This is a genomic window from Streptomyces sp. NPDC051243, assembly GCF_044455405.1.
Taxonomy (GTDB): Bacteria; Actinomycetota; Actinomycetes; order Streptomycetales; family Streptomycetaceae; genus Streptomyces.
This window is the reverse complement of sequence record NZ_JBITES010000021.1, coordinates 161,472-184,654: the sequence shown is the minus strand read 5'-3', so window position 1 is coordinate 184,654 and position 23,183 is coordinate 161,472. Positions and strand designations below refer to the sequence as shown.

The 23,183-nt window shown below is 70.0% G+C and carries 20 protein-coding genes; 11 read left to right on the top strand and 9 right to left on the bottom strand.

Annotation, left to right across the window (positions count from 1 at the left end):
* Positions 1–160: 160 nt before the first annotated feature.
* From ACIBAG_RS40550 to ACIBAG_RS40535, 4 genes are read left to right on the top strand one after another with little or no spacing between them, the layout of a single operon-like run.
* Complete coding sequence (locus ACIBAG_RS40550; protein WP_399112503.1) at positions 161–934, top strand: redox-sensing transcriptional repressor Rex; 774 nt, start codon at positions 161–163, stop codon at positions 932–934.
* Complete coding sequence (locus tag ACIBAG_RS40545) at positions 931–2,676, top strand: glutamyl-tRNA reductase (protein WP_399112502.1); 1,746 nt, start codon at positions 931–933, stop codon at positions 2,674–2,676. Before ACIBAG_RS40550 ends, ACIBAG_RS40545 begins: the two co-directional genes overlap by 4 nt.
* The gene (gene hemC, locus ACIBAG_RS40540) at positions 2,673–3,632 is read left to right on the top strand and encodes a hydroxymethylbilane synthase (RefSeq protein ID WP_399112500.1); all 960 of its coding nucleotides are present in this window, start codon (positions 2,673–2,675) and stop codon (positions 3,630–3,632) included. The genes ACIBAG_RS40545 and hemC overlap by 4 nt, the downstream gene beginning before the upstream one ends.
* Positions 3,629–5,335 (top strand): uroporphyrinogen-III synthase, encoded by a 1,707-nt coding sequence (locus tag ACIBAG_RS40535; protein ID WP_399112498.1) that lies wholly within the window; start codon positions 3,629–3,631, stop codon positions 5,333–5,335. The genes hemC and ACIBAG_RS40535 overlap by 4 nt, the downstream gene beginning before the upstream one ends.
* A gap of 82 nt (positions 5,336–5,417) precedes the next feature.
* On the opposite strand, the gene ACIBAG_RS40530 is transcribed toward ACIBAG_RS40535, so the two are convergent.
* Positions 5,418–5,771 carry a DUF4333 domain-containing protein gene (locus ACIBAG_RS40530; RefSeq protein ID WP_399112496.1) on the bottom strand — a complete coding sequence of 118 codons (354 nt, stop codon included), beginning with the start codon at positions 5,769–5,771 and terminating at the stop codon, positions 5,418–5,420.
* 432 nt (positions 5,772–6,203) lie between these two features.
* On the opposite strand from ACIBAG_RS40530, the gene ACIBAG_RS40525 reads away from it, so the two are divergent.
* From ACIBAG_RS40525 to ACIBAG_RS40515, 3 genes are read left to right on the top strand one after another with little or no spacing between them, the layout of a single operon-like run.
* On the top strand, positions 6,204–6,503 hold the full coding sequence (locus ACIBAG_RS40525) for a hypothetical protein (protein ID WP_399112495.1): 300 nt from the start codon (positions 6,204–6,206) through the stop codon (positions 6,501–6,503).
* Between the two features lie 15 nt (positions 6,504–6,518).
* Entirely contained in the window at positions 6,519–7,757 is a 1,239-nt protein-coding gene (locus ACIBAG_RS40520) for a putative T7SS-secreted protein (protein WP_399112493.1), read from the top strand.
* 40 nt (positions 7,758–7,797) lie between these two features.
* Entirely contained in the window at positions 7,798–8,292 is a 495-nt protein-coding gene (locus tag ACIBAG_RS40515; RefSeq protein WP_399112492.1) for a hypothetical protein, read from the top strand.
* 78 nt (positions 8,293–8,370) lie between these two features.
* On the opposite strand, the gene ACIBAG_RS40510 is transcribed toward ACIBAG_RS40515, so the two are convergent.
* Positions 8,371–9,099, bottom strand: coding sequence for a hypothetical protein (locus tag ACIBAG_RS40510; protein WP_399112490.1), 729 nt, complete (start codon positions 9,097–9,099; stop codon positions 8,371–8,373).
* A gap of 98 nt (positions 9,100–9,197) precedes the next feature.
* Positions 9,198–10,589 (bottom strand): FAD-binding oxidoreductase, encoded by a 1,392-nt coding sequence (locus ACIBAG_RS40505; protein ID WP_399112488.1) that lies wholly within the window; start codon positions 10,587–10,589, stop codon positions 9,198–9,200.
* A gap of 169 nt (positions 10,590–10,758) precedes the next feature.
* On the opposite strand from ACIBAG_RS40505, the gene hemB reads away from it, so the two are divergent.
* Positions 10,759–11,760 carry a porphobilinogen synthase gene (hemB, locus tag ACIBAG_RS40500; protein ID WP_399112486.1) on the top strand — a complete coding sequence of 334 codons (1,002 nt, stop codon included), beginning with the start codon at positions 10,759–10,761 and terminating at the stop codon, positions 11,758–11,760.
* Positions 11,761–11,801: 41 nt separating this feature from the next.
* Here the strand turns inward: hemB and ACIBAG_RS40495 are convergent, their stop codons facing one another.
* On the bottom strand, positions 11,802–12,005 hold the full coding sequence (locus ACIBAG_RS40495) for a hypothetical protein (RefSeq protein ID WP_399112485.1): 204 nt from the start codon (positions 12,003–12,005) through the stop codon (positions 11,802–11,804).
* A 425-nt stretch (positions 12,006–12,430) separates the two neighbouring features.
* Between ACIBAG_RS40495 and ACIBAG_RS40490 the strand changes: the two genes are divergently transcribed.
* The gene (locus tag ACIBAG_RS40490) at positions 12,431–13,648 is read left to right on the top strand and encodes a PLP-dependent aminotransferase family protein (protein WP_399112483.1); all 1,218 of its coding nucleotides are present in this window, start codon (positions 12,431–12,433) and stop codon (positions 13,646–13,648) included.
* 260 nt (positions 13,649–13,908) lie between these two features.
* Here ACIBAG_RS40490 and ACIBAG_RS40485 read toward each other — a convergent pair whose 3' ends face one another.
* The 3 genes from ACIBAG_RS40485 to ACIBAG_RS40475 form a co-directional block, all read right to left on the bottom strand.
* Entirely contained in the window at positions 13,909–14,739 is an 831-nt protein-coding gene (locus tag ACIBAG_RS40485; protein WP_399112481.1) for a DUF4253 domain-containing protein, read from the bottom strand.
* Positions 14,740–15,099: 360 nt separating this feature from the next.
* Positions 15,100–16,167 (bottom strand): DUF2690 domain-containing protein, encoded by a 1,068-nt coding sequence (locus tag ACIBAG_RS40480; RefSeq protein ID WP_399112479.1) that lies wholly within the window; start codon positions 16,165–16,167, stop codon positions 15,100–15,102.
* Positions 16,164–17,006, bottom strand: coding sequence for a peptidoglycan-binding protein (locus ACIBAG_RS40475; protein WP_399112478.1), 843 nt, complete (start codon positions 17,004–17,006; stop codon positions 16,164–16,166). Before ACIBAG_RS40475 ends, ACIBAG_RS40480 begins: the two co-directional genes overlap by 4 nt.
* A 321-nt stretch (positions 17,007–17,327) precedes the next feature.
* Between ACIBAG_RS40475 and ACIBAG_RS40470 the strand changes: the two genes are divergently transcribed.
* Entirely contained in the window at positions 17,328–17,771 is a 444-nt protein-coding gene (locus ACIBAG_RS40470; protein ID WP_399112477.1) for a peptidoglycan-binding protein, read from the top strand.
* A 96-nt stretch (positions 17,772–17,867) separates the two neighbouring features.
* Here ACIBAG_RS40470 and argS read toward each other — a convergent pair whose 3' ends face one another.
* Complete coding sequence (gene argS / locus ACIBAG_RS40465) at positions 17,868–19,631, bottom strand: arginine--tRNA ligase (protein ID WP_399112475.1); 1,764 nt, start codon at positions 19,629–19,631, stop codon at positions 17,868–17,870.
* Between the two features lie 296 nt (positions 19,632–19,927).
* Between argS and lysS the strand changes: the two genes are divergently transcribed.
* The gene (lysS, locus tag ACIBAG_RS40460) at positions 19,928–21,673 is read left to right on the top strand and encodes a lysine--tRNA ligase (RefSeq protein ID WP_399112474.1); all 1,746 of its coding nucleotides are present in this window, start codon (positions 19,928–19,930) and stop codon (positions 21,671–21,673) included.
* A gap of 58 nt (positions 21,674–21,731) precedes the next feature.
* Here lysS and ACIBAG_RS40455 read toward each other — a convergent pair whose 3' ends face one another.
* Positions 21,732–23,027, bottom strand: coding sequence for a DUF2637 domain-containing protein (locus tag ACIBAG_RS40455; RefSeq protein ID WP_399112472.1), 1,296 nt, complete (start codon positions 23,025–23,027; stop codon positions 21,732–21,734).
* Between the last annotated feature and the right edge of the window lie 156 nt (positions 23,028–23,183).

Sequence of the window (23,183 nt, the reverse complement as noted above, 5' to 3'; positions counted from 1 at the left end):
TTCCATACCTGTGCGCCGGGCGCGCGTGAGCCCGGTCACGTTGGGCGGGCAAATCGGACACCATCTTTGTGCACGCGTTCACAAAGACATAGCCTGCATTCGACGGGGCGGTCTAGGTACGCGTGACCGCCTGCAGCCCCGCTCTACCCGCAGGAGCACCGTGGCAACTGGCCGAACACACCGACCGGCGACCCGTAGCCGAGGGATTCCCGAGGCCACCGTCGCCAGGCTTCCGCTGTACCTCCGCGCGCTGACCGCACTGTCGGAGCGCTCGGTACCCACGGTCTCCTCCGAGGAGCTCGCGGCCGCGGCGGGGGTCAACTCCGCCAAGCTGCGCAAGGACTTCTCGTACCTCGGGTCGTACGGAACGCGCGGTGTCGGCTACGACGTCGAGTATCTCGTCTATCAGATCTCCCGTGAGCTGGGGCTCACCCAGGACTGGCCGGTTGTCATCGTCGGTATCGGTAACCTCGGCGCCGCGCTCGCCAACTACGGCGGGTTCGCCTCGCGCGGCTTCCGGGTCGCCGCGCTCATCGACGCCGATCCGGCCATGGCCGGCAAGCCGGTCGCCGGGATTCCCGTGCAGCACTCCGACGACCTGGAGAAGATCATCCAGGACAACGGCGTGTCCATCGGTGTCATCGCCACCCCCGCCGGTGCCGCCCAGCCGGTCTGTGACCGGCTCGTGGCCGCCGGGGTCACCTCCATCCTGAACTTCGCGCCGACCGTGCTGTCCGTGCCGGAGGGCGTCGACGTGCGCAAGGTCGACCTCTCCATCGAGCTGCAGATCCTCGCCTTCCACGAGCAGCGCAAGGCCGGCGAGGAGACCCACGCCGACGGCGCCGCGCCGACCGCCGTCACCCGCGAGGAGCCCGCCGCCGACTCCGCCGACCAGGGGCCCGACGGGGACGTACCCGCCGTGATGCCGGCATGAGTCTCCTCGTCGTGGGGCTGAGCCACCGCAGCGCCCCGGTCAGCGTCCTGGAGCGGGCCGCGCTGAGCGCGGACGCCCAGATCAAGCTGCTGCAGGACACGGTCGCCGCCGAGCCGGCCACCGAGGCCGCCGTGCTGGCCACCTGCAACCGCATCGAGCTGTACGCCGACGTGGACAAGTTCCATGCCGGTGTCGCCGAGCTGTCCACGCTGCTCGCCCAGCACAGCGGGGTGGGGCTCGACGAGCTCACGCCGTACCTCTACGTCCACTACGAGGACCGCGCCGTCCACCACCTGTTCTCGGTGGCCTGTGGCCTCGACTCCATGGTCGTCGGCGAGGGGCAGATCCTCGGGCAGATCAAGGACTCCCTCGCCAAGGCGCAGGAGCTGCACAGCGCCGGGCGGCTGCTGAACGACCTGTTCCAGCAGGCCCTGCGGGTCGGCAAGCGCGCCCACTCCGAGACCGGCATCGACCGCGCCGGACAGTCGCTGGTCACCTTCGGCCTGGAGCAGCTGGCCGTGGGGACCGACGTCACGGCGTGGGCGCACGGCAAGAAGGCCCTCGTCATCGGCGCCGGTTCGATGTCCTCGCTGGCCGCCGCCACGCTCGCGCGTGCCGGTGTCGCCGAGATCGTCATCGCCAACCGCACCTTCGACCGCGCCGAGCGCCTCGCGCAGATCCTGACCGAGGCCGGCGACCTGGACGTGCCCGCCCGCGCGGTACCGATGGATTCGGTGCCGGTCGAGCTGACACGTGCCGATGTCGCCGTCTCCTGCACGGGCGCGACCGGGCTCGTCCTGACGGCCGAGGAGATCGCCGCGGCGGTCGAGGGCCGTACCGGGCGGCCGGTCGCCTTCGAGGAGGCGGGCGGCAGCGGCCGTACGGCCGACAAGGCGCCCGCCCCCAGGACGAATGCCGACTCCGCCGACGTACGGCAGACCCCGCTGCCGCCCACCAGCGTCGGCACCGACGAGAACTGCCCGCTGGACCTCACCGCCGTGCAGGGAGGTTTCTCTGTGCTCGGGGAGGCCGCCGTCGCCGGCATGGACGCGGCCACGCTGGAGCAGCACGCGGCCTGGGCGGCCGGCAGTGCCGTCGACCGGCGTGAGGCGGCCCGGCGCAGCCCCGAAGCGGACGCCGAGCTGATCACCGCGCTCGCCGCGACCGTGGCCACGGTGGGCCGGATCCCCGAGCGCCGCAAGCCCGAGCCCGTCGCGGAGGCGCCCCGCCTCGCGCCGGTCCTGTCGCTGCTCGACCTCGCCATGCCGCGCGACATCGACGCCGCCGTGCACCGGCTCACCGGGGTGCGGCTGGTCGACATCGAGTCGCTGGCGGACGCTTCCGCCGACGCTCCGATGGCGGCCGACGTCGACCAGGTCCGCCGTATCGTCTCCGACGAGGTCGCGGCCTTCGGGGCGGCGCTGCGGGCCGCGCACATCACGCCCACCGTCGTCGCGCTGCGCACGATGGCCGCCGATGTCGTGGCGAGCGAGATCGCCCGCCTCGAGGGCCGGCTGCCGGGGCTCGACGACAAGCACCGCAGCGAGATCACGCAGACCGTGCGACGCGTCGTCGACAAGCTGCTGCACGCGCCGACCGTGCGGGTCAAACAACTCGCGGCCGAGCCCGGCGGCGCCGGGTACGCGGACGCGCTGCGGACCCTGTTCGACCTCGACCAGGAGACGGTGGCCTCCGTCTCCCGCGCCGAGGACAGCACCGAGAAGGACCGAGGCCCAAGATGACTCAGCAGCCACTACGGCTCGGCACCAGGCGCAGCAAGCTCGCCATGGCGCAGTCCGGGCAGGTCGCGGACGCGGTGCGCCGGTTGACCGGACGGCCCGTCGAGCTCGTCGAGATCACCACGTACGGCGATGTCTCGCGCGAGGCCCTCGCGCAGATCGGCGGCACGGGTGTGTTCGTCACCGCGCTGAGGGACGCGCTGCTGCGCGGCGAGGTCGACTTCGCGGTGCACTCCCTGAAGGACCTGCCGACCACGCAGCCCGCGGAACTGGTCCTGGCGGCCGTTCCCGTGCGGGAGGATCCGCGCGATGTGATCGTCGCGCGGGACGCGCTGAAGTTCACCGACCTGCCGCGCGGGGCGCGCATCGGTACGGGTTCGCCGCGCCGGATGGCGCAGCTGAACGCGTACGCGCGCGGGCACGGCCTCGATATCGAGACGGTTGCGATTCGCGGGAACGTGGATACGCGGATCCGGTTCGTGCGTGATGGTGAGCTGGATGCGGTGGTGCTGGCTGCGGCTGGACTGCAGCGCATCGGGCGCATCGACGAGGTGACTGATTTTCTGTCAGTCGACACGGTTTTGCCCGCCCCCGGCCAGGGGGCACTGGCGATCGAGTGCACCGCGGAGAACGCGGACCTGATCGCCGCGCTCGGCGAGCTCGACGACCCGTTCACGCGGGTCGCCGTGACCGCCGAGCGGTCACTGCTCGCCGCCCTGGAGGCCGGTTGCAGCGCACCTGTGGGCGCGCTGGCCGACCTTTTGGCCGACGGGCAGATTGTCAAGGAAATGCGCCTGCGCGGCGTCGTCGGCACGACCGACGGCACCCGCATGGTGCAGCTGTCCACCACCGGTCCCGTGCCCGAGACGCACGACCAAGCGCTGGCGCTCGGTCGCGAACTCGCCACCGAGATGCTTGCCCAGGGCGCGGCCGGTCTGATGGGGGAGCGAGCACATTGAGCCCCACCACCCTTCCCACCGGCCTTGAACACGGGCACGTCACCTTCCTCGGTGCCGGACCCGGGGATCCGGGGCTGCTGACTCTGCGCGCCGTGGAGGCGCTGGCGAACGCCGACGTACTCGTCGCCGAGCACGAGGTGCTCGACGTCGTACGTAAGCACGCCAGACAAGGCGTGGCCGAAGTGCACACGGACACGGGTCCCTCGTCGGACGCCGCTCCGGGCACAGGCACGCCTCAGCTGGCGGTTGTTGACGGCGCGTCAACAACCGCTGGGCCACCCGCGGTGCGGGATGCCGCACATCTTGTCATGGAGGCCGCGCGGGGCGGCAGGCGGGTCGTGCGTGCGGTGTCCGGGGATCCCGGGCTCGACGCGTACGCCGCCGAGGAGATGCTGGCGTGCGCCGCGGCGGGCGTGCCGTTCGAGGTCGTGCCGGGTGTCGCCGCGGCCGTGGGCGTGCCCGCGTATGCGGGTGTGCCGCTGCGGGACGCGCAGGGCGCGGATGTGCGGTTCGTCGACGCGCGGACGGCTTCCGACCGGTGCTGGACCGAGGTGGGCGCCTCGGACGGGACGGTCGTGGTCTCCACGACGCTGGACGCCGTCGGCGTGGCTGCCGGTGAGTTGGTGTCCGCGGGGCGCAAGCCGGATACGCCGATGACTGTGACGGTTGCCGGTACCACTACGCGGCAGCGGACGTGGACGGCCACTCTCGGGACCATCGCCCAGATGCTGAAGCAGGCCAAGGTGCTGCCTTCGCCGGAGGGCGGGCGGCCGGTGATAGCCGTGGTCGGTGAGCGTTCCGCCGCCGCCCAGCGCGACCAGTTGTCGTGGTTCGAGTCCAAGCCGCTCTTCGGCTGGCGGGTGCTCGTGCCGCGTACGAAGGAGCAGGCGGCGTCGCTCTCCGACCAGCTGCGGTCTTACGGGGCCGTGCCGCACGAGGTGCCGACGATCGCCGTCGAGCCGCCGCGGACGCCTCAGCAGATGGAGCGGGCGGTCAAGGGGCTGGTGACCGGGCGGTACGAGTGGATCGCCTTCACGTCGGTGAACGCGGTCAAGGCCGTGCGGGAGAAGTTCGAGGAGTACGGGCTCGATGCCCGGGCGTTCGCCGGGATCAAGGTCGCCGCGGTGGGGGAGCAGACGGCGAAGGCGCTGGTGGCTTTTGGTGTGAAGCCGGATCTCGTGCCGAGTGGGGAGCAGTCGGCTGCGGGGCTGTTGGAGGACTGGCCGCCGTACGACCCGGTGTTCGACCCTATCGATCGCGTCTTTCTGCCGCGTGCCGACATCGCCACGGAGACGCTGGTGGCCGGGCTCATCGAGCTGGGCTGGGAGGTCGATGACGTCACGGCCTATCGGACCGTGCGGGCCTCGCCGCCGCCGGCGGAGACCCGGGAGGCGATCAAGGGCGGTGGCTTCGACGCCGTTCTCTTCACCTCGTCGTCGACTGTGCGGAATCTGGTCGGGATCGCCGGGAAGCCGCACAACGTGACGGTGATCGCCTGTATCGGGCCGGCCACCGCCAAGACCGCCGAGGAGCATGGGCTTCGGGTGGACGTGATGGCTCCCGAGCCGTCCGTGCACAAGCTGGCCGAGGCGCTCGCCGACTTCGGGGCGGCGCGGCGGGCGGCGGCGCTGGACGCGGGTGATCCGGTGACGCGGCCGAGCGAGCGTCGGCCGGGGGCTCGGCGGCGGCGTACGACGACCTGACGGGTCTTGTGCGGGGCGGAGGGCGGGGCCGGTTCGGCCTCGCCCTCCTTCTTTGTCTTTCGTTTTCCGCCTGTGGCGGGGGTCAGTTCGGCGCCGGGGTAGGTGTCTCGTCGGCCTGGATGTCGAAGTTCATCTTGGTGCCCTCGACCGAGCTCACGGTCGCCGTGACGCCCAAGCTGGTGCCGTCGTCCGCAGTGAGCGTGCACCGGGTGGTCGTGCCGACCTTCGCGGGGACGTCCTCGGGGCAGGTGACGTCCGGCTTCGGCTGGTTCGCGGTGGAGGCCAGTTTTTCGGCGACCAGGTTGGCCAGCTTTTCCGCAGACATTTTCGGCTCGGTCTTCTCGACATTCACTGATGCGGAACAGCCGGCGAGCAATGCGCCCACGGCTACGGCCGAGAGGATCGAAGTTGCTGCGGACAGCCGGGGTACGGCCATGGATGTACTCCATTTCGGATGAGCAAGACACAAATGACACGGAGCATACCGGCAGGGCCGGACTGGCTCATGAGATTGCTTTGGTCGACCCTCAGGTGTGCGTTCTCGGCGAGCACGTCGACGGTGGAGAGGTCCGCGATATCTTCACTCTTTCCCCACTCTTCCTGAGATTCGTGAACCCATCGTTGCGTCGATGGCGTCGAGGGTGTAGTCGGCGCCTCCACTTGTTCTTTCCCTGCGATGGCGAATCGGTTTATCGGGCGGCGGACCTGTGTGACTTGGGGAATTTTCCTGGCGGTTTTGTGGACGTGGGTACCGGAGCTCCCCGTGCATCCTGACGGCGCAGGTCAGTGATATGTTTCGTCGCCGACGGCAGTGCCGACCTGCCTGTCTTTGGCATGCATTCACGGGGGCGGTGATTCGAATATGGGTATGGATGGCTTTCGTGCCGATCCGGAAGAACTCAGGGGTGGCGCTTCAGGCATTCAAAAATGTCTGAATCCGGCCAAGGATGCCGATTTCGGTGCACTGAATCGCAGTGTGGAGGAATTTGGCAATCTGATCGTGTCCGGGAAGTTCGAAAAATTCTGCGACACGTGGGACGTGGCCGTCGGGGTCCTCGGGGAACGTTCGACCGACTTGGCGGATGAACTCAAGAGGACGGCCGACAACTATGAGCGATCGGATGCCGAGGCAGAGCGGCTGGTGAGTCCGTCTCACGCGGGACGGTAAGAACGGGGGACGGGCATGGCGGCCGATCTGGACGAGACGAAAGATCCTAAGGAGCTGATCCCCGGCGACGCGGGGAACCTGGAAAGTATTGCGCAGTCACTCAGGAAGTATTCCGGCAACTTCGAGGATGTTGGTGACGGACTGGGCGGCGTACGTATTTCCGGCTGGACCGGGCCGGCCAGCGACGGATTCTCCGAGAAGCTCGCCGGCGAGAAGAAGAACTGGCTTTACGCGTCCGACCAGATGTCCGAGGCCGCCTCGACGATCAGCACGTACGCCGCGGCGCTGAGCGAGGCGCAGCGGCAGGCCCGAGAGGCCATCGCGCTGTGGGACGGTGGCGACAAAAGCCACGCCGAGTTGACCTTGAACAATGCTCGGCAGTATCTGCGGGACGAAGGCGACAAGGCGGCAGACAAGCTCAAGGAACTGTCCGGCGACTCCGACAAGGCCCCGGACTGGCTGGCGCGGGCGGCGAAAACGGCCGAGAACCAGAAGGAATCCGGGAAGTCCAGCTACGGCAAGAATTTTTACGAGGCCCAGACCAAGGACCTCACGGGGGCAGAGCACCGTACCTGGGGCACGGCCAACGGCCAGTCCGCCGAGGATCCCAACGCCAAGCCCAAGGCAGGCCATGAGGCCAAGTTGTGGGAGAGGAGCGCCGAAGCGGAGGCATGGAAGGCCGAGGCCGAAGGCGAGACGGAGTGGGCGGGCGGGAAGGCCGCGGGAAAGGCCGGCGTCCAGGTGCTCTCGGCGCAGGCAACCGCAGGGGCGTCCATTGCCGAAGGCAGATTGCAGGCCGGAGTCGGCGCTTCCGCCAACCTTGTAGCAGCTTCCGCGGAGGGCAGTATCGAGAACGGCCCCTTTGCCGCCAGCGGAAAGGCCTCGGCATCCGTCGGCGCCGAAGCGTCAGCCAAGGCGGCCGTGGGAAAGGACGGTGTGCATGCCGGCGTTGAGGGATTTGTGGGCGGCAAGGCGGGTGTGGAGGGCCACGGCGATGTCGCCGGTGTCGGGATCGGTGGCAAGGCCGAGGTAAGTTACGGACTCGGCGGCAAAGCCACCTTTGATGCCGGTATGAAGGACGGGAAGTTCGTCATCGGTGGGGAGTTGGGTGCCACAGTTGGGGTGGGCGGCAGCGTAGGCGGGCAGATCGAGATCGACCCGGGTAAGGTCGTCGATTCGATCGGTGACGCAGCCGACTTTGTTGGCCTTGATGATGTCGGAGACACGGTGAAAGAGTGGAACCCCTTCGGCTGACGCTACTTCGAATTCCGCACACTGAAGGAGATGATCCACCATGGCGACCATGTTGCCGGTGAAGATCGAATTTTCATTGCCGGAGGGTTGGCAGCCCGTGTCCCCCGATGAGGTGGGTGCCCCGGAGGTCGCTTTCGTCGCGCTCCACCCCGAGTCCCGGGACGGGTTCACCGCGAATATCACCATCGCCGGCAAGATGCGGGAAGACCTGGTTGACCTGGTCACCCTCGCCGATGAGTCGGTCCAACGATTGAGTCAGGGCATGACGGTGCGCGTCGCCAAGCGGCATCAGGTGGGAACACCGGAGGCGCCCGTGCTCACCCAGACCCTCCGCCTCTCGGGCAGGCTGCGCGGGTTGCCCGTGGAGCTGGTGCAGAGCCAGGTGCACGTGACCATGCAGGATGTGCACGACCCGGCCAGGCGTGCGGTGCTCGAGTTCACGTTGACATCCAAGTTGTCCCAGCTCGATGCGGTCCAGGACGACTTCAAGGAGTTCGTTCGGTCAGTTCGCCCCGCGGACCCCGCCGCAGCGTAACTCTCATGCGTCACGGCACTCATGGGTGAGCCCCTCGCGGATCAGATCCGCGAGGGGCTCACCCATGAGCAGTTCCACTCAGACTGAGTGCCAGGCCTGTGCCGGCACCCGCTCCAGGGCGTCGCACAGGTAGTTCAGCTTCGCGTCGATCCCGTCCGGCCGCAGTCGTCCCTCGAACCACGTGATCAGCTCGTTCCCGTGGAACCGGAGAGGCCCATCCTTGACGCGCGGGTCGGAAAGGAGGAACCGCACCAGATCCTCGGTCATCACCGTTCGTGCGAACGGCTCGTCGTCAGTGATGATGCGAAAGTCCTCGTCGAATTCCGGGTTCCCCAGCTTCACCTCGTTGTCGCCGAGGCCGAACACGTTGTTGAGACGGTTGTCCGCCCGCTCCAGCATATTCGGCCTGTCGATGATCATCTCGGGCGTGGGTGTCGGCATCGTGACGGTGAACGCGACGAAATACCGGTGATCATTCGTCCCGGCGTCGTCGGCGTCGAAATCGCGCGGACGGTACTCGAAGCAGCTGACAGCGTGCCCCCGGAATTCACCGGCGACGTGGTCCCAAAGGAAATGACCCTTTGCGCGGAACGGCGGCGCTCCCACGTATCGCTCTGCCCCGCCGGGTATCTGTGCGGTGTAGTTCCAGCCGCGTTCCTGGGCGAGCTGGACAAGCCCCGCCTGATCCTGCTCGCTCCGCACGTCCCTTTTGTTCACACGTCTGATGCCGTAGATGACGCCGACGAAACCAGCGGCAATCACCAGGAACATGATCGTCGGCACGAGAACTTCCAGCACGTCATCCATGCTGCACGATTATGGCGGACACCTGTCTCTGCCCGCGGGTCGCCAAGGCCCCTGGCCGTGAGGGTGATGCGAGGACCGTGTGTGTTATTGGAGTCGGCCTACGCAGGGGCGACGATGTGGCCGAATCGGAGCAGGTTCTCCGGGTCGTAGGTCGACTTGTCCTTGCGCAGGCGGTCGTAGACCTCCGGGGTCCAGGCTCGGGCGCGGTCGGAGTCGTCGCCCGGGGTGCCGTGGATGTTGATCATTGTGAGGCCTGTGCCGTAGGGGGCCATCGCTGTGTGCAGGGCGGTTGTGGCCTCTTCTATGGCCGCGGCCAGGGGTGGCGCGGCCAGGACGCCGACCGCTTCCAGCAGGTAGTTCGCGTCCCGGGCGCAGATCGCGTCCTCCTCGCGGGCGGGGCGGGCGAGGGCGCCGCCCATGTGGCGGATCTCCACTATGAGCAGGGGGTAGTCGGGGACCTCGGGGCCCGCCTGGGACAGGAACGTGCGGATGGCGTCGGGTGGGAGATCGCGCATCAGGGTGCACGACTCGCGGGCGGGGAGCGGGTCCTGCGGCTCCAAGTGGATGCGGTCCAGGGCCGCGTAGGGCATCTCCTCCACCGTGTCGACCGCCACCGGTGCGGCCGCGCGGATCGGGGCCAGCAGGCGTTCACCCTCGGCCGGGTCTTCGGGCCAGGCGATCGCGACGCGGGCCCAGAAGCCGCCGCGCAGGGGTTCGGGGATCTCCGGGATGGGTGGCAGGCGGAGGAGGGCGAAGGCGCTGCACATCTCGTCCGGCAGTGTTCGTGTCCAGTCGATCCAGGTGCGCAGCACGGGTTCGGCGTGCTCGCCGGGGTAGTAGACGCCGCCGCCCAGGACCGTCGGCAGCGGGATCAGTTCGCAGGTCATGGAGGTGACCACGCCCACGTTGCCCTTGCCGCCGCGCAAAGCCCAGAACAGCTCCGGCTCGTTGTCGGGGTCGCACTCGTGGAGCCTGCCGTCGGGCGTGGCGACCTGGAAGGAGCGGACCAGGTCGGTCGCGTAGCCGTAGGCCCGGCCCATGACGGGCAGCCCGCCGCCGAGCGTGTAGCCGACCGCTCCCGAGTCGGTGGACGTGCCGCACAGTGCGGCCAGGCCGTGGGGTGCGGCCGCCTCCAGGACATGCGACCACTTCGCTCCGGCCGCGATCGTCGCCAGGCGCCGGTCCGGGTCGATGCGGACCTGCGTCATACGGGTCGTGTTCAGCAGCAGGCCGTTGGGGACGGGGAAGTTCGCTCCGTGGCCTGTCGCCTGTACCGCGACCGGTGTGCCGGTCGCCGACGCCCAGCGCAGCGCCGTCACCACGTCGTCGGCGCCCGTCGCGCCCACGACCACGTCCGGTGTGTGCAGCGCCGCCAGGTTGAAGCCGGTCACCTCGTCGGCGTAGCCGTCGTCGCCCGGGCGCAGGACCGGGCCGTGGATCTCGGACAGGGCGAAGAGGTCGGGGGTGTTGTGGTGGTGCGGGGCGGTCATGGTGGCCTCCGTTGTGTGGGTACGGAGGGGCGGTCCGGGGGGTGGGGGGCGGTGAGGATTTCCGGGCCCTTTTCAGGATGGACCCGTGCTCGTGGTCGTCGCATGCCGGGCCGCCGTCCCGACGTATCGTCGGCAAAGGTGCTGCCGGGGCGGGCGTAGCGTAGGTGGCATGACGACGTACGGATCCTTCCCCGGCACGCGGCCGCGGCGTCTGCGGACCACTCCCGCCATGCGGCGTATGGTCGCCGAGACCAGGCTGCACCCCGCTGATTTCATCCTCCCGGCCTTCGTGCGCGAGGGCGTCAGCGAGCCGGTGCCGATCGCCGCCATGCCGGGGGTCGTTCAGCACACCCGGGACAGCCTGAAGAAGGCCGCTGCCGAGGCTGTTGAGGCCGGTGTCTCCGGGATCATGCTCTTCGGGGTGCCCGAGGAGGGGAAGAAGGACGCCCTGGGTACGCCCGGGACCGATCCTGACGGGATTCTGCAGGTCGCCATCCGGGATGTGCGGGCCGAGGTGGGGGACGAGCTTCTCGTCATGTCCGACCTCTGTCTCGACGAGACCACCGATCACGGGCACTGCGGCGTGCTGGACTCGGAAGGGCGCGTCGACAACGACGCGACGCTCGAGCGGTACGCCGAGATGGCTCAGGTGCAGGCCGACGCCGGGGCCCATGTGGTGGGGCCCAGCGGGATGATGGACGGGCAGATCGGCGTCATCCGTGACGCGCTCGATCAGATCGGGCGCGAGGACGTCGCCATCCTCGCCTACACCGCCAAGTACGCCTCCGCCTTCTACGGGCCCTTCCGGGAGGCCGTCGCCTCCTCGCTGCAGGGGGACCGCAAGACCTATCAGCAGGATCCGGCGAACGTGCGGGAGTCGCTGCGGGAGCTGGCCCTCGACCTGGAGGAGGGGGCCGACATGGTGATGGTCAAGCCGGCCGGGCCCTACCTCGACATCCTGGCCCGGGTCGCCGACGCGGTGGACGTGCCGGTTGCCGCCTACCAGATCTCCGGCGAGTACTCGATGATCGAGGCCGCCGCCGAGAAGGGCTGGATCGACCGGGACCGGGCGATTCTCGAGACGCTGACCGGCATCAAGCGGGCGGGCGCGCGCAACATCCTCACCTACTGGGCGACTGAGGCGGCGCAGATGCTGGGCAGCCGTTCCTGACGCGGTAACCGCGTACCGGGTGCGGTACGGGGTCCGTCCGGTCATGGATTGTCGGGCGCCTTCGGCGTCGTGGTTGTGGTCGTCGTCGTGGTCGTGGCCGTGGGGGTCGTCGGGGTCGACGGCCCCTCGTCGCGCAGGCCCTGGCCGTCCTCGCACGCGGTGAGCGTGAGCGCGGCGATCGCCGCCAGCGTGGCGGCGAGGAGCCGGACGCGGGGGCGGCGGGCGGGGGGTGCGGACGCGGACATGGAGTGGCCCTCTCCTCGGGTGGGGGCTGGGGTCGTTCCACAGCCTGCGCGATCATCCCTCCCGGCCGCCACCTTCGCGCGGGAATTCGGGACGCCGGAGTGGCGGGACCGTCGTTGACCTGCGGGGACGGGCCGTCCCGGAGGCTGGGCGTGGGACGCCGGGCGGGCCGAAACCCTGGAGGCAGGGGCCCTCGGTGGAGCCATTGAGGGGTGTGGCGGGGCCATTTAGGTCCCTGCCGGCCCTGTCGGCCCTGTCGGCCCTGTCGGCCCTGTCGGCCCTGTCGGCCCTGTCGGTCTCTGGCGGTCCGTATTCCGGAAAGCTGCGTGTAGGCGGCATGTAGTTCTCTAGGCTGCCCGGCACGAGCCGTCGCTCTCGTCGTCGCAGCCGAAGGAGCCGTGTCATGAGTTCTGTCATGAGTCCTGTCATGAGCTTGACCGAGTCCGCGCCCGACCCCGTCCGGGCCGACGTGCCGTCACTCGCGGCGCGGGCCGCGTCGGTGGGCGGCTCGCCCGTGCGCGACATCCTCGCCGTCACCGCCCGTCCCGAGGTCATCAACTTCGCCGGCGGGCTGCCGGCGCCCGAGCTGTTCGACCGGGACGGCATCGCGGCCGCCTTCCGTGACGTACTCGCCGAGACGCCGGCTCAGGCGCTGCAGTACTCCACGACCGAGGGCGAGCCCAGCCTGCGTACGGGCCTCGCCGCGCGCATGTCGGCGCGAGGTCTTCCGACAGACGCCGACGACCTGCTCGTCAGCACCGGCTCCCAGCAGGGTCTGTCGCTCCTCGCCACCGCGCTGCTGGATCCCGGGGACACGGTCCTCGTCGAAGACCCCTGTTATCTGGCGGCACTTCAGGCCTTCGGGCTTGCGGGAGCGCGGGTCGTCGCCGTGCCGGGGGATGCGCAGGGCGTGGATCCGCAGGCCCTGGAGGAGCTGGTCGCGCGGGAGCGGCCCAAGCTCTTCTACACCGTGCCGACCTTCCAGAACCCGACCGGCAGAACCCTGCCCGCCGAGCGCAGGGCGGCCGTCGCGGAGGTCGCCGCCCGGTGCGGGGTGTGGATCGTCGAGGACGACCCGTACGGCGAACTCCGGTACGAGGGTGAGCGCGTGCCCTGGATCTCCTCCTACCCGGGGGCGGAGGACCGCACGGTGCTGCTCGGGTCCTTCTCCAAGGTGATGGCGCCGGGGCTGCGGCTCGGCTGGCTGCGCGCACCGGCCGCCCTGCGGCGCGCCTGCGTGGTCGCCAAGCAGGCCGCCGACCTGCACACCCCGACCCTCAACCAACTCGCCGCCGCCCGCTACCTCACCGGCCTCGACGCCCACGTGGCCCGCGTCAGGGACGTCTACCGTGAACGCCGCGACGCCCTGCTGGCGGGGCTGGCGCAGGCACTGCCGGAGGGTTCGACCTGGAACCGGCCCACGGGCGGGATGTTCCTCTGGGCCCGTCTGCCGGAGCCGTACGACACGACGGCCCTGCTCCCCGAGGTGGTGCGGCACGATGTCGCCTACGTCCCCGGGGCGCCGTTCTACGCCGGTGAGCCCGATCGGTCGACGATGCGGCTGTGCTTCGTCACGCAGACGCCGGAGGAGATCGGGGAGGGGCTGCGGAGGTTGGGGGAGGGGCTTCGGGCCTACGGCCGGTGACGGAGGGCCGGTGATCGAGGGCCGGTGATCGAGCCGCTGACGGCCAGTGTCGAGTTCCGGGACGCGGAACGCCGGCACCGGCTCGACCACGCGTCGCGCGACGGGCCGCTGGAGCTGTGGCTCCTCCAGGCCGGCACCGACCCGCGCTCGCCCTTCACCCAGCGCGTCTACGTCCAGAGCGTCATGGCCGAACGCCACCTCCTCCTCAACGGACGGCCGTTCCTGGGCCGGTCCGCGCTCGATGAGCGGTCAGTCTTCGGTCAGTCCCACCAGAAGTGCCAGGCCGGCTGGTTGAGCAGCCGCTTCTCGGCGTATGCGCGGACCGTGTTGTCTCCGCTCTGGAGGATGTTGTCCGGGCAGAACGCGAAGTGCTCGGCGGCGACGGCCTCCGCCTCGGCCAGGGTGGTCGGCGGGAAGGCCACGGAGACGAGGAGTTGGTCGAAGCCGAGTGCCACGACCCGTATGCCGAACCGGTCCTCCCAGGAGCGCAGCACCGCGCAGAGGCGGGCCACGTCACTCTCGTGGTTCACCGGGCCCGTCCAGCCGATCGCCGCCGGGATGTCGGCGCTGCGGCGGGCCGGGACGAGGGCGAGGCGGGGTTCCTCCAGCAGGCCGCCGCTCTCGGCCAGGGAGTCAGCGATGTCCATGGCGACCGCGTCCGGGTCGTCGGCGGAGACGGGGGCGGGAGCGGGGTCGTCGGCGGAGGCGGCGGCGGGGGCGTCGGCCAGGCCTGGCCATTCCTCTTCCGTCTCGCCCGCCGCGTATTCGTCCCAGAGATCCGCCAGTACCTCCTCGGCGTCGTGATCTCCCGGGTACGACATCGCCTCGGGCGCCAACTCCCACAGCTCCGGGCCGCCGTGGCGGCCGCCCGCGTCGAGGACGACCGACAGCAGGCCGGCGGTCCGCCGGGCCGGGGCCAGCGCGGCCCAGGAGCCGGGTGTTGCCTTCTCGTTCGCGAGCCACAGCAGCGGCTCGTGCCACGGACCCTCCACGGTCGCGTCCAGGAGTCTCCCGGGCGGGAGCTGGAGGCCGAGGGCGGTGCCCGTGGGGTCGGTGGCCAGCTTCGGCAGGGGGTTCGGAAGTGTCGCCATGTCGGTGACTGTAGGGGGTGCCACTGACAACGGGGCTTCGAGGATCCGGTGTGACGGGCACTGACAACCCGGGCCGGTGCGACTCCGCGATGACCAGGGGGATCGTGCGGGTCCTGTCGTGTATGAGTCAACCAACCGGGTTGTCGAACCGGTCGCCGATACCAGTGAGTAGGGGGACAAGCGCTGCCGTCGTGTGGGCGAAATGTGGCGTGGGGGTTGGTGAAGCAGCGGGTCGCCTCGGGGCATGCGTGGCTCCGTGCACGACAGTGACACCGAGTCTTCGCATACTGGGGTTCAGCGGGACTTGTCTGGATGAGATCCCCGATAGGAGACATTCCGGGCCTGGGCGTTGATTCCCCGCTACGCCGGGTTCACCCGGCCGTCGAAGCACTCCGGCTCGCCGCCCGCCGCCGGACGGAAGCAGGCCCGGGCGACGGTGCCGGGGGGAGCCGCGGTCATGGGGGTGTAGACGTAGGTGTCCGCGTCGACGGCGTCCTCGACCTCCGCACTGCGAACGGGCCCCGCACGACCGCCCGCGGTCATCTCGATCCGGTCCCCGACGCGCGTCCCCCACATCCGCGCCCAACTCGCCCCGCACGCCTCGCTGTAGCGCAGCTCCATCCAGGCTCCGGTGGCCGTACGGTGCGTGGCGACGGTCGTCGGCTCGGCGCCGCACCGCATGTGCATCGGGTTCTTGCCCTCGCAGACCGCTCCCAGACAGCGCGGGCCGGCCGCGGCCGGGGACGGGGGCGCGGACGACCGCGGTTCGCCGTTCCCGCCCGGCAGCAGGAGGGCCGCCGCCACCAGGCCCCCGACCACCACGGCACACGCGGAAGCGAGAACGGCCGTGGCCGCGGCGCTTCGGTGCACGGCACCGGGGGCGCCTCCGGCACTACCGCTGGAAGGCGTGACCTCATAGAGGGGCGGGGGCGAATCCGGGCAAGGGGCCGGGGACCGGGGCGAGTCCGAGGAAGAGGCCGGGGGCGGCGCCGAGTCCGGCGAAGGAGTCCGCGGCCGGGGCGAGTCCTGGGACGGGGGCGAGGGTGCGGGCGGTGAGCCCTGGGACTGGGCCGAAGGCACAGACGGCGAGTCCAGGGACGCGGCCGAGGGCGCCGGCGGCGGGGCCGGCGTCGCCCCGGGGGGCCGCGCTCCCCCCTCGGCCCGTCTGGTCGGCTCGCCCCGCCCGCTCTCCTGCGCCTCGGCGATCTCCCACAGCGCCAGACACCGCCCCTCCGGCTCGCCGGCGAGGCGGCACAGCTTGCGCACCGCGTCACGCGGGGGCAGCGTCCTGCCGTTGAGATAGCGGTCCCAGGAGGACTTGCTGTACGCCGTCTTCGCCGCCAGGCCGACCAGGCTCAGACCGGTGCGGTCCTTCAACTCCCTCAGGGAGGCGGCCAGTCGGGACCGTTCCGGAGACGGTGCCGTCATCGCCGTAGCGCCTTCCAGGTATGCGGGCCGACGATGCCGTCCACCACCAGCCCCGACCGCTGCTGCATCCGCCGGACCGCGCGTTCCGTCAGCGGACCGAAGATCCCGTCGATGTCGCCCGGTGAGACCCCTGCCCTGCGCAGCAGACACTGCGCCTCGGCCACCTCCGGACCGGCATGACCGTGCGTCAGAATCGCGTCACGCGTACGGCTGTGGCCCGCGAACCAGCGACCGCCGACCCGCTCGACCCGACAGCTGTACGCGGACGCCGACGCGTCGGGCGTGGCGGCCGTGCCGGGCCCGGCGACAGGAGCCGCTGCTCCCTCTCCAGCGCCGCCACCCAGTCGTACGACGAGCAGGACCGCCGCGGAGACGGCCAGCACCAGCGCCACGGCCCCCGCCACGAGCGCCACGAGCAGCCAACCCCCGGGCGACCAGCGCCCGTTGCCCCCGGCGGAAAGGATCTCCGGCTCGGCCGCCGCCGGTTCCGGCACGGACGTGTCCGCGTCCGCCGTGCTCACGACCCCGCGGCCCCCAGGTCCTGCCGATCGGATCACCCCGGCGTCGCGGCGCCTGGCCCACACCTCCGCGGCCACCTCGTGCAACGCCAGCAGCCGGGTCGGATCCTCGCCCCCGATCCGGGCCAGCGCCTCGACGGCCTCCCGGGGCGGCAGCGACCTGCCGCCCAGATACCGTTCCCAGGACTTCGCGCTGTACCCCGTCCTCGCTCCCAGCCGGCGCAGGCTCAGCCCGCTGTGGTCCTTCAGCCGGCGCAGCCGCACCACCAACTGCCGTACACGCGGATCCAGTTCCGCGGGCAGCGCTGCCCAACGCGACATGTTCCCCCCACTCGCGTTCCCGGTCCGGGCGCGCGGTCCGTGGTCAGCGTCCCCCGCGCCCCCGCCGCATTCTGCATCAGCATCCACGGACCGCACCGGGGAACGGTTCCCGCACCGGTACGGAATCGGCCACCGCCCGCCCCGTACGCATCCCGCCGTGCCGTCTCGGCCCGTGACGTCCGCGCAGGTCAACGGGCGGGACGTCCCACGACGACGTCACTTGCGCCGCACCCGTGGCAAGCCCCGCCACCGGCCGCGCACTCTCGTATCGCCAGCCCGGCGGCACAGGCCGCCACCCGACCCAGAGCGAGAGGGAAACGCATGCGACCGAATGTCTGGACCAGGACCCTCGTCAGCGTCAGCGCCATCGTCGGCCTCGCCGCCGGAAGCCTCGCGACCGCGGGCACCAGCTTCGCCGCGCAGGACACGAAGCCCGCCGTGAGCTCCGAGGTCTCCGTCCTCGCGGTGAACAACCTCGGCCTGACCACCGCCGAGGCCAAGAAGGTCCAAGGCTGGCTGAAGCAGTACTGGGGCTACACCGGAGCGATCGACGGCCAGCTCGGCACCAACAGCTGGAAGGCGTTCCAGCGCTGCCTCAAGCAGTACTGGGGTTACACCGGCGCCATCGACGGCATCGTCGGCACCAACACCATCAAGGCGCTGCAGCGCCTGCTGAAGGCGCACTGGGGCTACACCGGTGCGATCGACGGCATCGCCGGCTCCGGCACCAAGGCCGCCTTCAAGCGGTTCGCCAACGGCATCTGACCCGATCCGAGCCGAACGCGTCGCGGCCCGTCCTCTCGCGGGGGAGAGGACGGGCCGCGACGCGTATTCGGAGCCGGGTCGGAGCCGGCCGGGCGCTCAGAGCCGCTCGGGCGTCCTGATGCCCAGCAGGGCCATGCCCCGGTGCAGGGTGCGGGCGGTCAGGTCGACCAGGAACAGGCGGTTCTCCGTCTGCTCCGCGGTGTCGGCCTTGAGAACCGGGCACTGGTCGTAGAACGTCGTCAGGTGCGAGGCCAGCTGGTACAGGTACGCGGCCAGCTTGTGCGGGGCGTACTCCGCGGCCGCCTCGAAGACCGTGTCGCCGAACGCGTCCAGGTGAAGGCCCAGTGCCCGCTCCGCCGGGGCGAGTTCGAGCTCCGGGTGCGCGACCGGGGCAGCCCCCTCCGCCTTGCGCAGGATCGACTTGATACGGGCGTACGCGTACTGGAGGTAGACCGACGTGTCGCCGTTCAGCGACACCATCTGGTCCAGGTCGAACTTGTAGTCACGGTTCGGCGACGTCGACAGGTCCGCGTACTTCACGGCGCCGATCCCGACGTACCGCCCGTTCTCCACGATCTCGTCCTCGGTCAGGCCCACCTTCTCGGCCTTCTCGCGCACGACCGCCGTCGCCCGCTCGACCGCCTCGTCCAGCAGGTCCTCCAGCCGTACGGTCTCGCCCTCACGCGTCTTGAACGGCTTGCCGTCCGCGCCGAGCACCGTGCCATAACCCATGTTGTGCGCGGTGACGTGCTCGCTCAGCCAGCCCGCCCGGCGGGCCGTCTCGAAGACCATCTTGAAGTGCAGCGACTGACGTACGTCCACGACGTACAGCAGCGTCGTCGCGTGCAGGTCGAAGACACGGTTGCGGATCGCCGTCAGGTCGGAGGCCGCGTAACCGAAGCCGCCGTCGGCCTTCTGCACGATCAGCGGGACCGGCTGGTCGTCCTTGCCGCGGATGTCGTCGAAGAACACCACCAGCGCGCCCTCGGAACGCACCGCGACGCCCATCTCCTCCAGGAGGCGGGCGGTCTCGGGCATGCCCTCGTTGTACGCGGACTCGCCGACGATCTCCTCGTCCCGGATCTCCATGTCCAGCTTCTCGAAGACCGAGTAGAAGTAGACCTTCGACTCGTCCACGAACTGCTGCCACAGCTCGAGCGTCTCCTTGTCACCGGACTGCAGGGCGACCACCCGCTTGCGGGCCCGCTCCTTGAACTCCTCGTCCGAGTCGAAGACCGCACGCGACGCCTTGTACACCCGGTTCAGATTGCTCATCGCCTGCTCGCCGTCGACGTCGGCCGCCGGGGCCAGCTCGCCGGGGTTCTCGAACAGGTGCTGGATGAGCATGCCGAACTGGGTGCCCCAGTCGCCGATGTGGTGCCGGCCGATCGTCTTCTCGCCGGTGAAGTCGAGCATGCCGCGCAGGGCGTCGCCGATGACCGCCGACCGCAGGTGACCGACGTGCATCTCCTTCGCCACGTTCGGCTGGGCGTAGTCGACGACCGTGATGCCCGCGTTCTCCTTCAGCGGCACACCGAGGCGCTCGGTGTCCGCGTGCCGCGCGGCGAGATTCTCGGTGATCGCCCGGTCGGTGAGCGTGATGTTGAGGAAGCCGGGGCCGGAGACCTCGACGTCCTTGATCACATCACCGGTGACGATGTTGCCGACGACCTGCGTCGCCAGCTCCCGCGGGTTCGACTTGGCCTTCTTGGCGAGGGCCAGGATCCCGTTGGCCTGGAAGTCCGCCCGGTCGCTACGTCGGAGCAGCGGGTCGACTCCGTCGGCTTCCGGGAGGGCGGAAGCGAGGGCGTCGGCGAGCTGCTGGTTGACGGAGTCGCTGAGGGACGTGACCGGGGCCATAGGAATGGGTGCCGTTCTCCTCGTGGGGATGGATAGACACGGTCAGTATCCCATGGGGGTAAAGGGGTTTTTGCGGAGAGCTCGGGGGTGCGGTGCGTCGGCGGGTGCGGGTGGTTCGTGGCCGGTCGCGCCCACGCGGCCCAGCCGCACATCGATACCGCCCCGCGCCCCTGAACAGGCGGCTGCGCCGCCCATCGGGGCGCCGCTTGATAAGGCGTTTTCGTCGTGGCCGTCGGAGCTGGGAGAATAGAACGCGCCAGCCGTTGACCGTACGGCTGCCCTGGAGAAAGAAGGACGTGCCGATCGTGGCTCAGAGCACCGAGACCACCGACTGGGTCTCCCGTTTCGCGGATGAGGTCATCGAGGAGTCGGAGCGTCGGGCCCCGGGCAAACCGGTCGTCGTCGCGTCGGGACTCTCCCCCTCCGGCCCCATCCACCTGGGCAACCTCCGCGAGGTCATGACGCCGCACCTCGTCGCCGACGAGATCCGGCGGCGCGGTTACCAGGTCCGGCACCTGATCTCCTGGGACGACTACGACCGGTACCGCAAGGTGCCCCAGGGCATCGCCGGGGTCGAGCAGGAGGCCTGGAAGCAGCACATCGGCAAGCCGCTGACCTCCGTGCCGGCGCCCGACGGATCGGCGTACCCGAACTGGGCCGAGCACTTCAAGGCGGCGATGGTCGAGTCGCTCGTCGAGCTCGGCGTCGAGTTCGACGGGATCAGCCAGACCGCGCAGTACACCTCCGGCGTCTACCGCGAGCAGATCCTGCACGCCATGAAGCACCGCGGCGACATCGACGCCGTACTCGCCCAGTACCGCACCAAGCCCAAGGCCGGCGCCAAGAAGTCGCAGAAGCCCGTCGACGAGGCCGAGCTGGAGGCCGCCGAGGGATCGGGCGCGGCCGGCGAGGACGACGGCAGCTCCGGGTCCGCCGGGTACTTCCCGTACAAGCCCTACTGCGGCAACTGCGAGAAGGACCTCACCACCGTCACCTCCTACGTCGACGACACCACCGAGCTGTCGTACACCTGCAACGAGTGCGGCTTCGCCGAGACCGTCCGGCTCAACGAGTTCAACCGCGGCAAGCTGGTCTGGAAGGTCGACTGGCCCATGCGGTGGGCCTACGAAGGTGTCGTCTTCGAGCCGAGCGGCGTCGACCACTCGTCGCCGGGCTCCAGCTTCCAGGTCGGCGGACAGATCGTCGGGATCTTCGGCGGCAAGCAGCCCATCGGGCCCATGTACGCCTTCGTCGGGATCTCCGGGATGGCGAAGATGTCGTCCTCGCGGGGCGGCGTGCCCACCCCGGCCGACGCCCTGAAGATCATGGAGCCGCAGATCCTGCGCTGGCTCTACGCCCGCCGCAGGCCCAACCAGTCCTTCAAGATCGCCTTCGACCAGGAGATCCAGCGGCTCTACGACGAGTGGGACAAGCTGGACGGCAAGGTGGCGGACGGATCGGCTCTGCCCGCCGACGTCGCCGCGCACTCGCGTGCCGTGCGCACGGCCGAGGGCGAGCTGCCGCGTACGGCGCGACCGCTGCCGTACCGCACCCTCGCCTCCGTCGCCGACATCACCGCCGGACACCAGGACCAGGCCCTGCGGATCCTCTCCGAGCTCGACCCGGAGAACCCGCTGGCCACGCTGGAGGAGGCCCGCCCCCGGTACGACAAGGCCGAGGCGTGGATCAACACCCACGTGCCCGCCGACCAGCGGACCATCGTGCGTGACGAGCCCGACGCCGAACTGCTGAAGTCCCTCGACGAGGCCTCCCAGCAGTCGCTGCGGCTGCTGCTCGACGGCCTCGCCGAGCACTGGTCGCTGGACGGGCTGACCCACCTCGTGTACGGCGTGCCCAAGGTGCAGGCCGGATTCTCCGCGGACGCCACCCCCAAGGAACTGCCCGCCGAGATCAAGACCGCCCAGCGGACGTTCTTCGCCCTGCTGTACCACCTGCTGGTCGGCCGGGACACCGGGCCGCGACTGCCCACACTGCTGCTGGCCGTCGGGCAGGAGCGGGTGCGGCGCCTGCTCGGCGAGTAACGCACGTGAGCGGTACGCGAAAAGGGGCCCTCCTCACAGGGCCCCTTTTCGCTGCGCATCAGGCGATGTGGTCCTCTTCCAGCTCCATGTTGTAGAGCTTCGTGAACCGATTGACCATGCGCTTCGCCTCGTCCGGCAGAAGCGTGATGCTGAACTCCGCCTCGACGTTCTCGCTGAACTCGCGCGGGGTCGGGTAGCCCGTGCCGCCTATCGACTTCTTGAAGACCTGGTAGTAGTCCTCCTCGGTCGGATCAGGCCGCTCCGGAAGCCCGCCGCCCTCCCCGAGCTGGCGGGTGCGGTTACCGGTCACCGGGATCGGGAAAGTGCCGGTGTCCTCCGGAGAGGGTTCCAGGACGGGGGGTTCTTCCTGGTACTGGTCCTGGTACTGCTCCGCCTGCAGCTGTTCCTGGTACCAGTCGTCGTAGTGCTGGGGCTCGAACGACGGGTCATAACCGCCCTGGTACTCGACATGCCGCGGCGTGTTGAACCAGTCCTGCACATACTCCGCCTGCTCGGAACCCGGGACCCCGGCCGGCTCCGGGCGCTGCCCGTCGGCAGGTGCCGCCTGCCCAGGAACCGGCCCCGCCACAGCGGCCCGCGCGCCCGCGGCCACCTCGGGAACCGACCCGGCCACCTCCGCCGCAGGCACGGCGTCCAACGCCGGCTTCGGCGCCGGCGGCAGCAACGCCGGCTCGATCCCCGCCGCCGCCAACCCCGCCGGAGCCGTCTCCGCCAACGGAACCCCGTATCGCGCCAGACGCAGCGGCATCAACGACTCCACCGGCGCCTTCCTCCGCCACGCCCGGCCGAAACGCGACCGCAGGCGGGCCTGGTACACCAGCCGCTCCTGCTCCAACTTGATGACCTGCTCGTACGAACGAAGCTCCCACAGCTTCATCCGCCGCCACAGCAGAAACGTCGGCACCGGCGAGAGCAACCAGCGGGTCAGCCGCACACCCTCCATGTGCTTGTCGGCCGTGATGTCCGCTATACGCCCGATCGCGTGCCGGGCCGCCTCCACCGCCACCACGAACAGGATCGGGATCACCGCGTGCATACCCACGCCCAGCGGATCCGGCCACGCGGCCGCGCCGTTGAAGGCGATCGTCGCCGCCGTCAGCAACCAGGCCGTCTGACGCAGCAGCGGGAACGGAATGCGGATCCACGTCAGCAGCAGATCCAGGGCGAGGAGGACGCAGATGCCCGCGTCGATGCCGATCGGGAACACATAACTGAAGTTCCCGAAGCCCTTCTGGATGGCCAGCTCGCGGACAGCCGCGTACGAACCGGCGAAGCCGATGCCGGCGATGATCACGGCGCCGAACACGACCACGCCGATGAGAACGCGGTGCATCCGAGTCAGCTGCGGTGGCGCGGCCACTCGTACTCCCCTCCCATTGCGTGTTGTTGCGCGCAACAGGGTGGCACATCCGTGCGGCGTACGGATCGCCGGTACGGCACGAGCCCGGTCCCTGGCGGGGGCCGGGCTCGTCCAACAGACGGGGCTGAG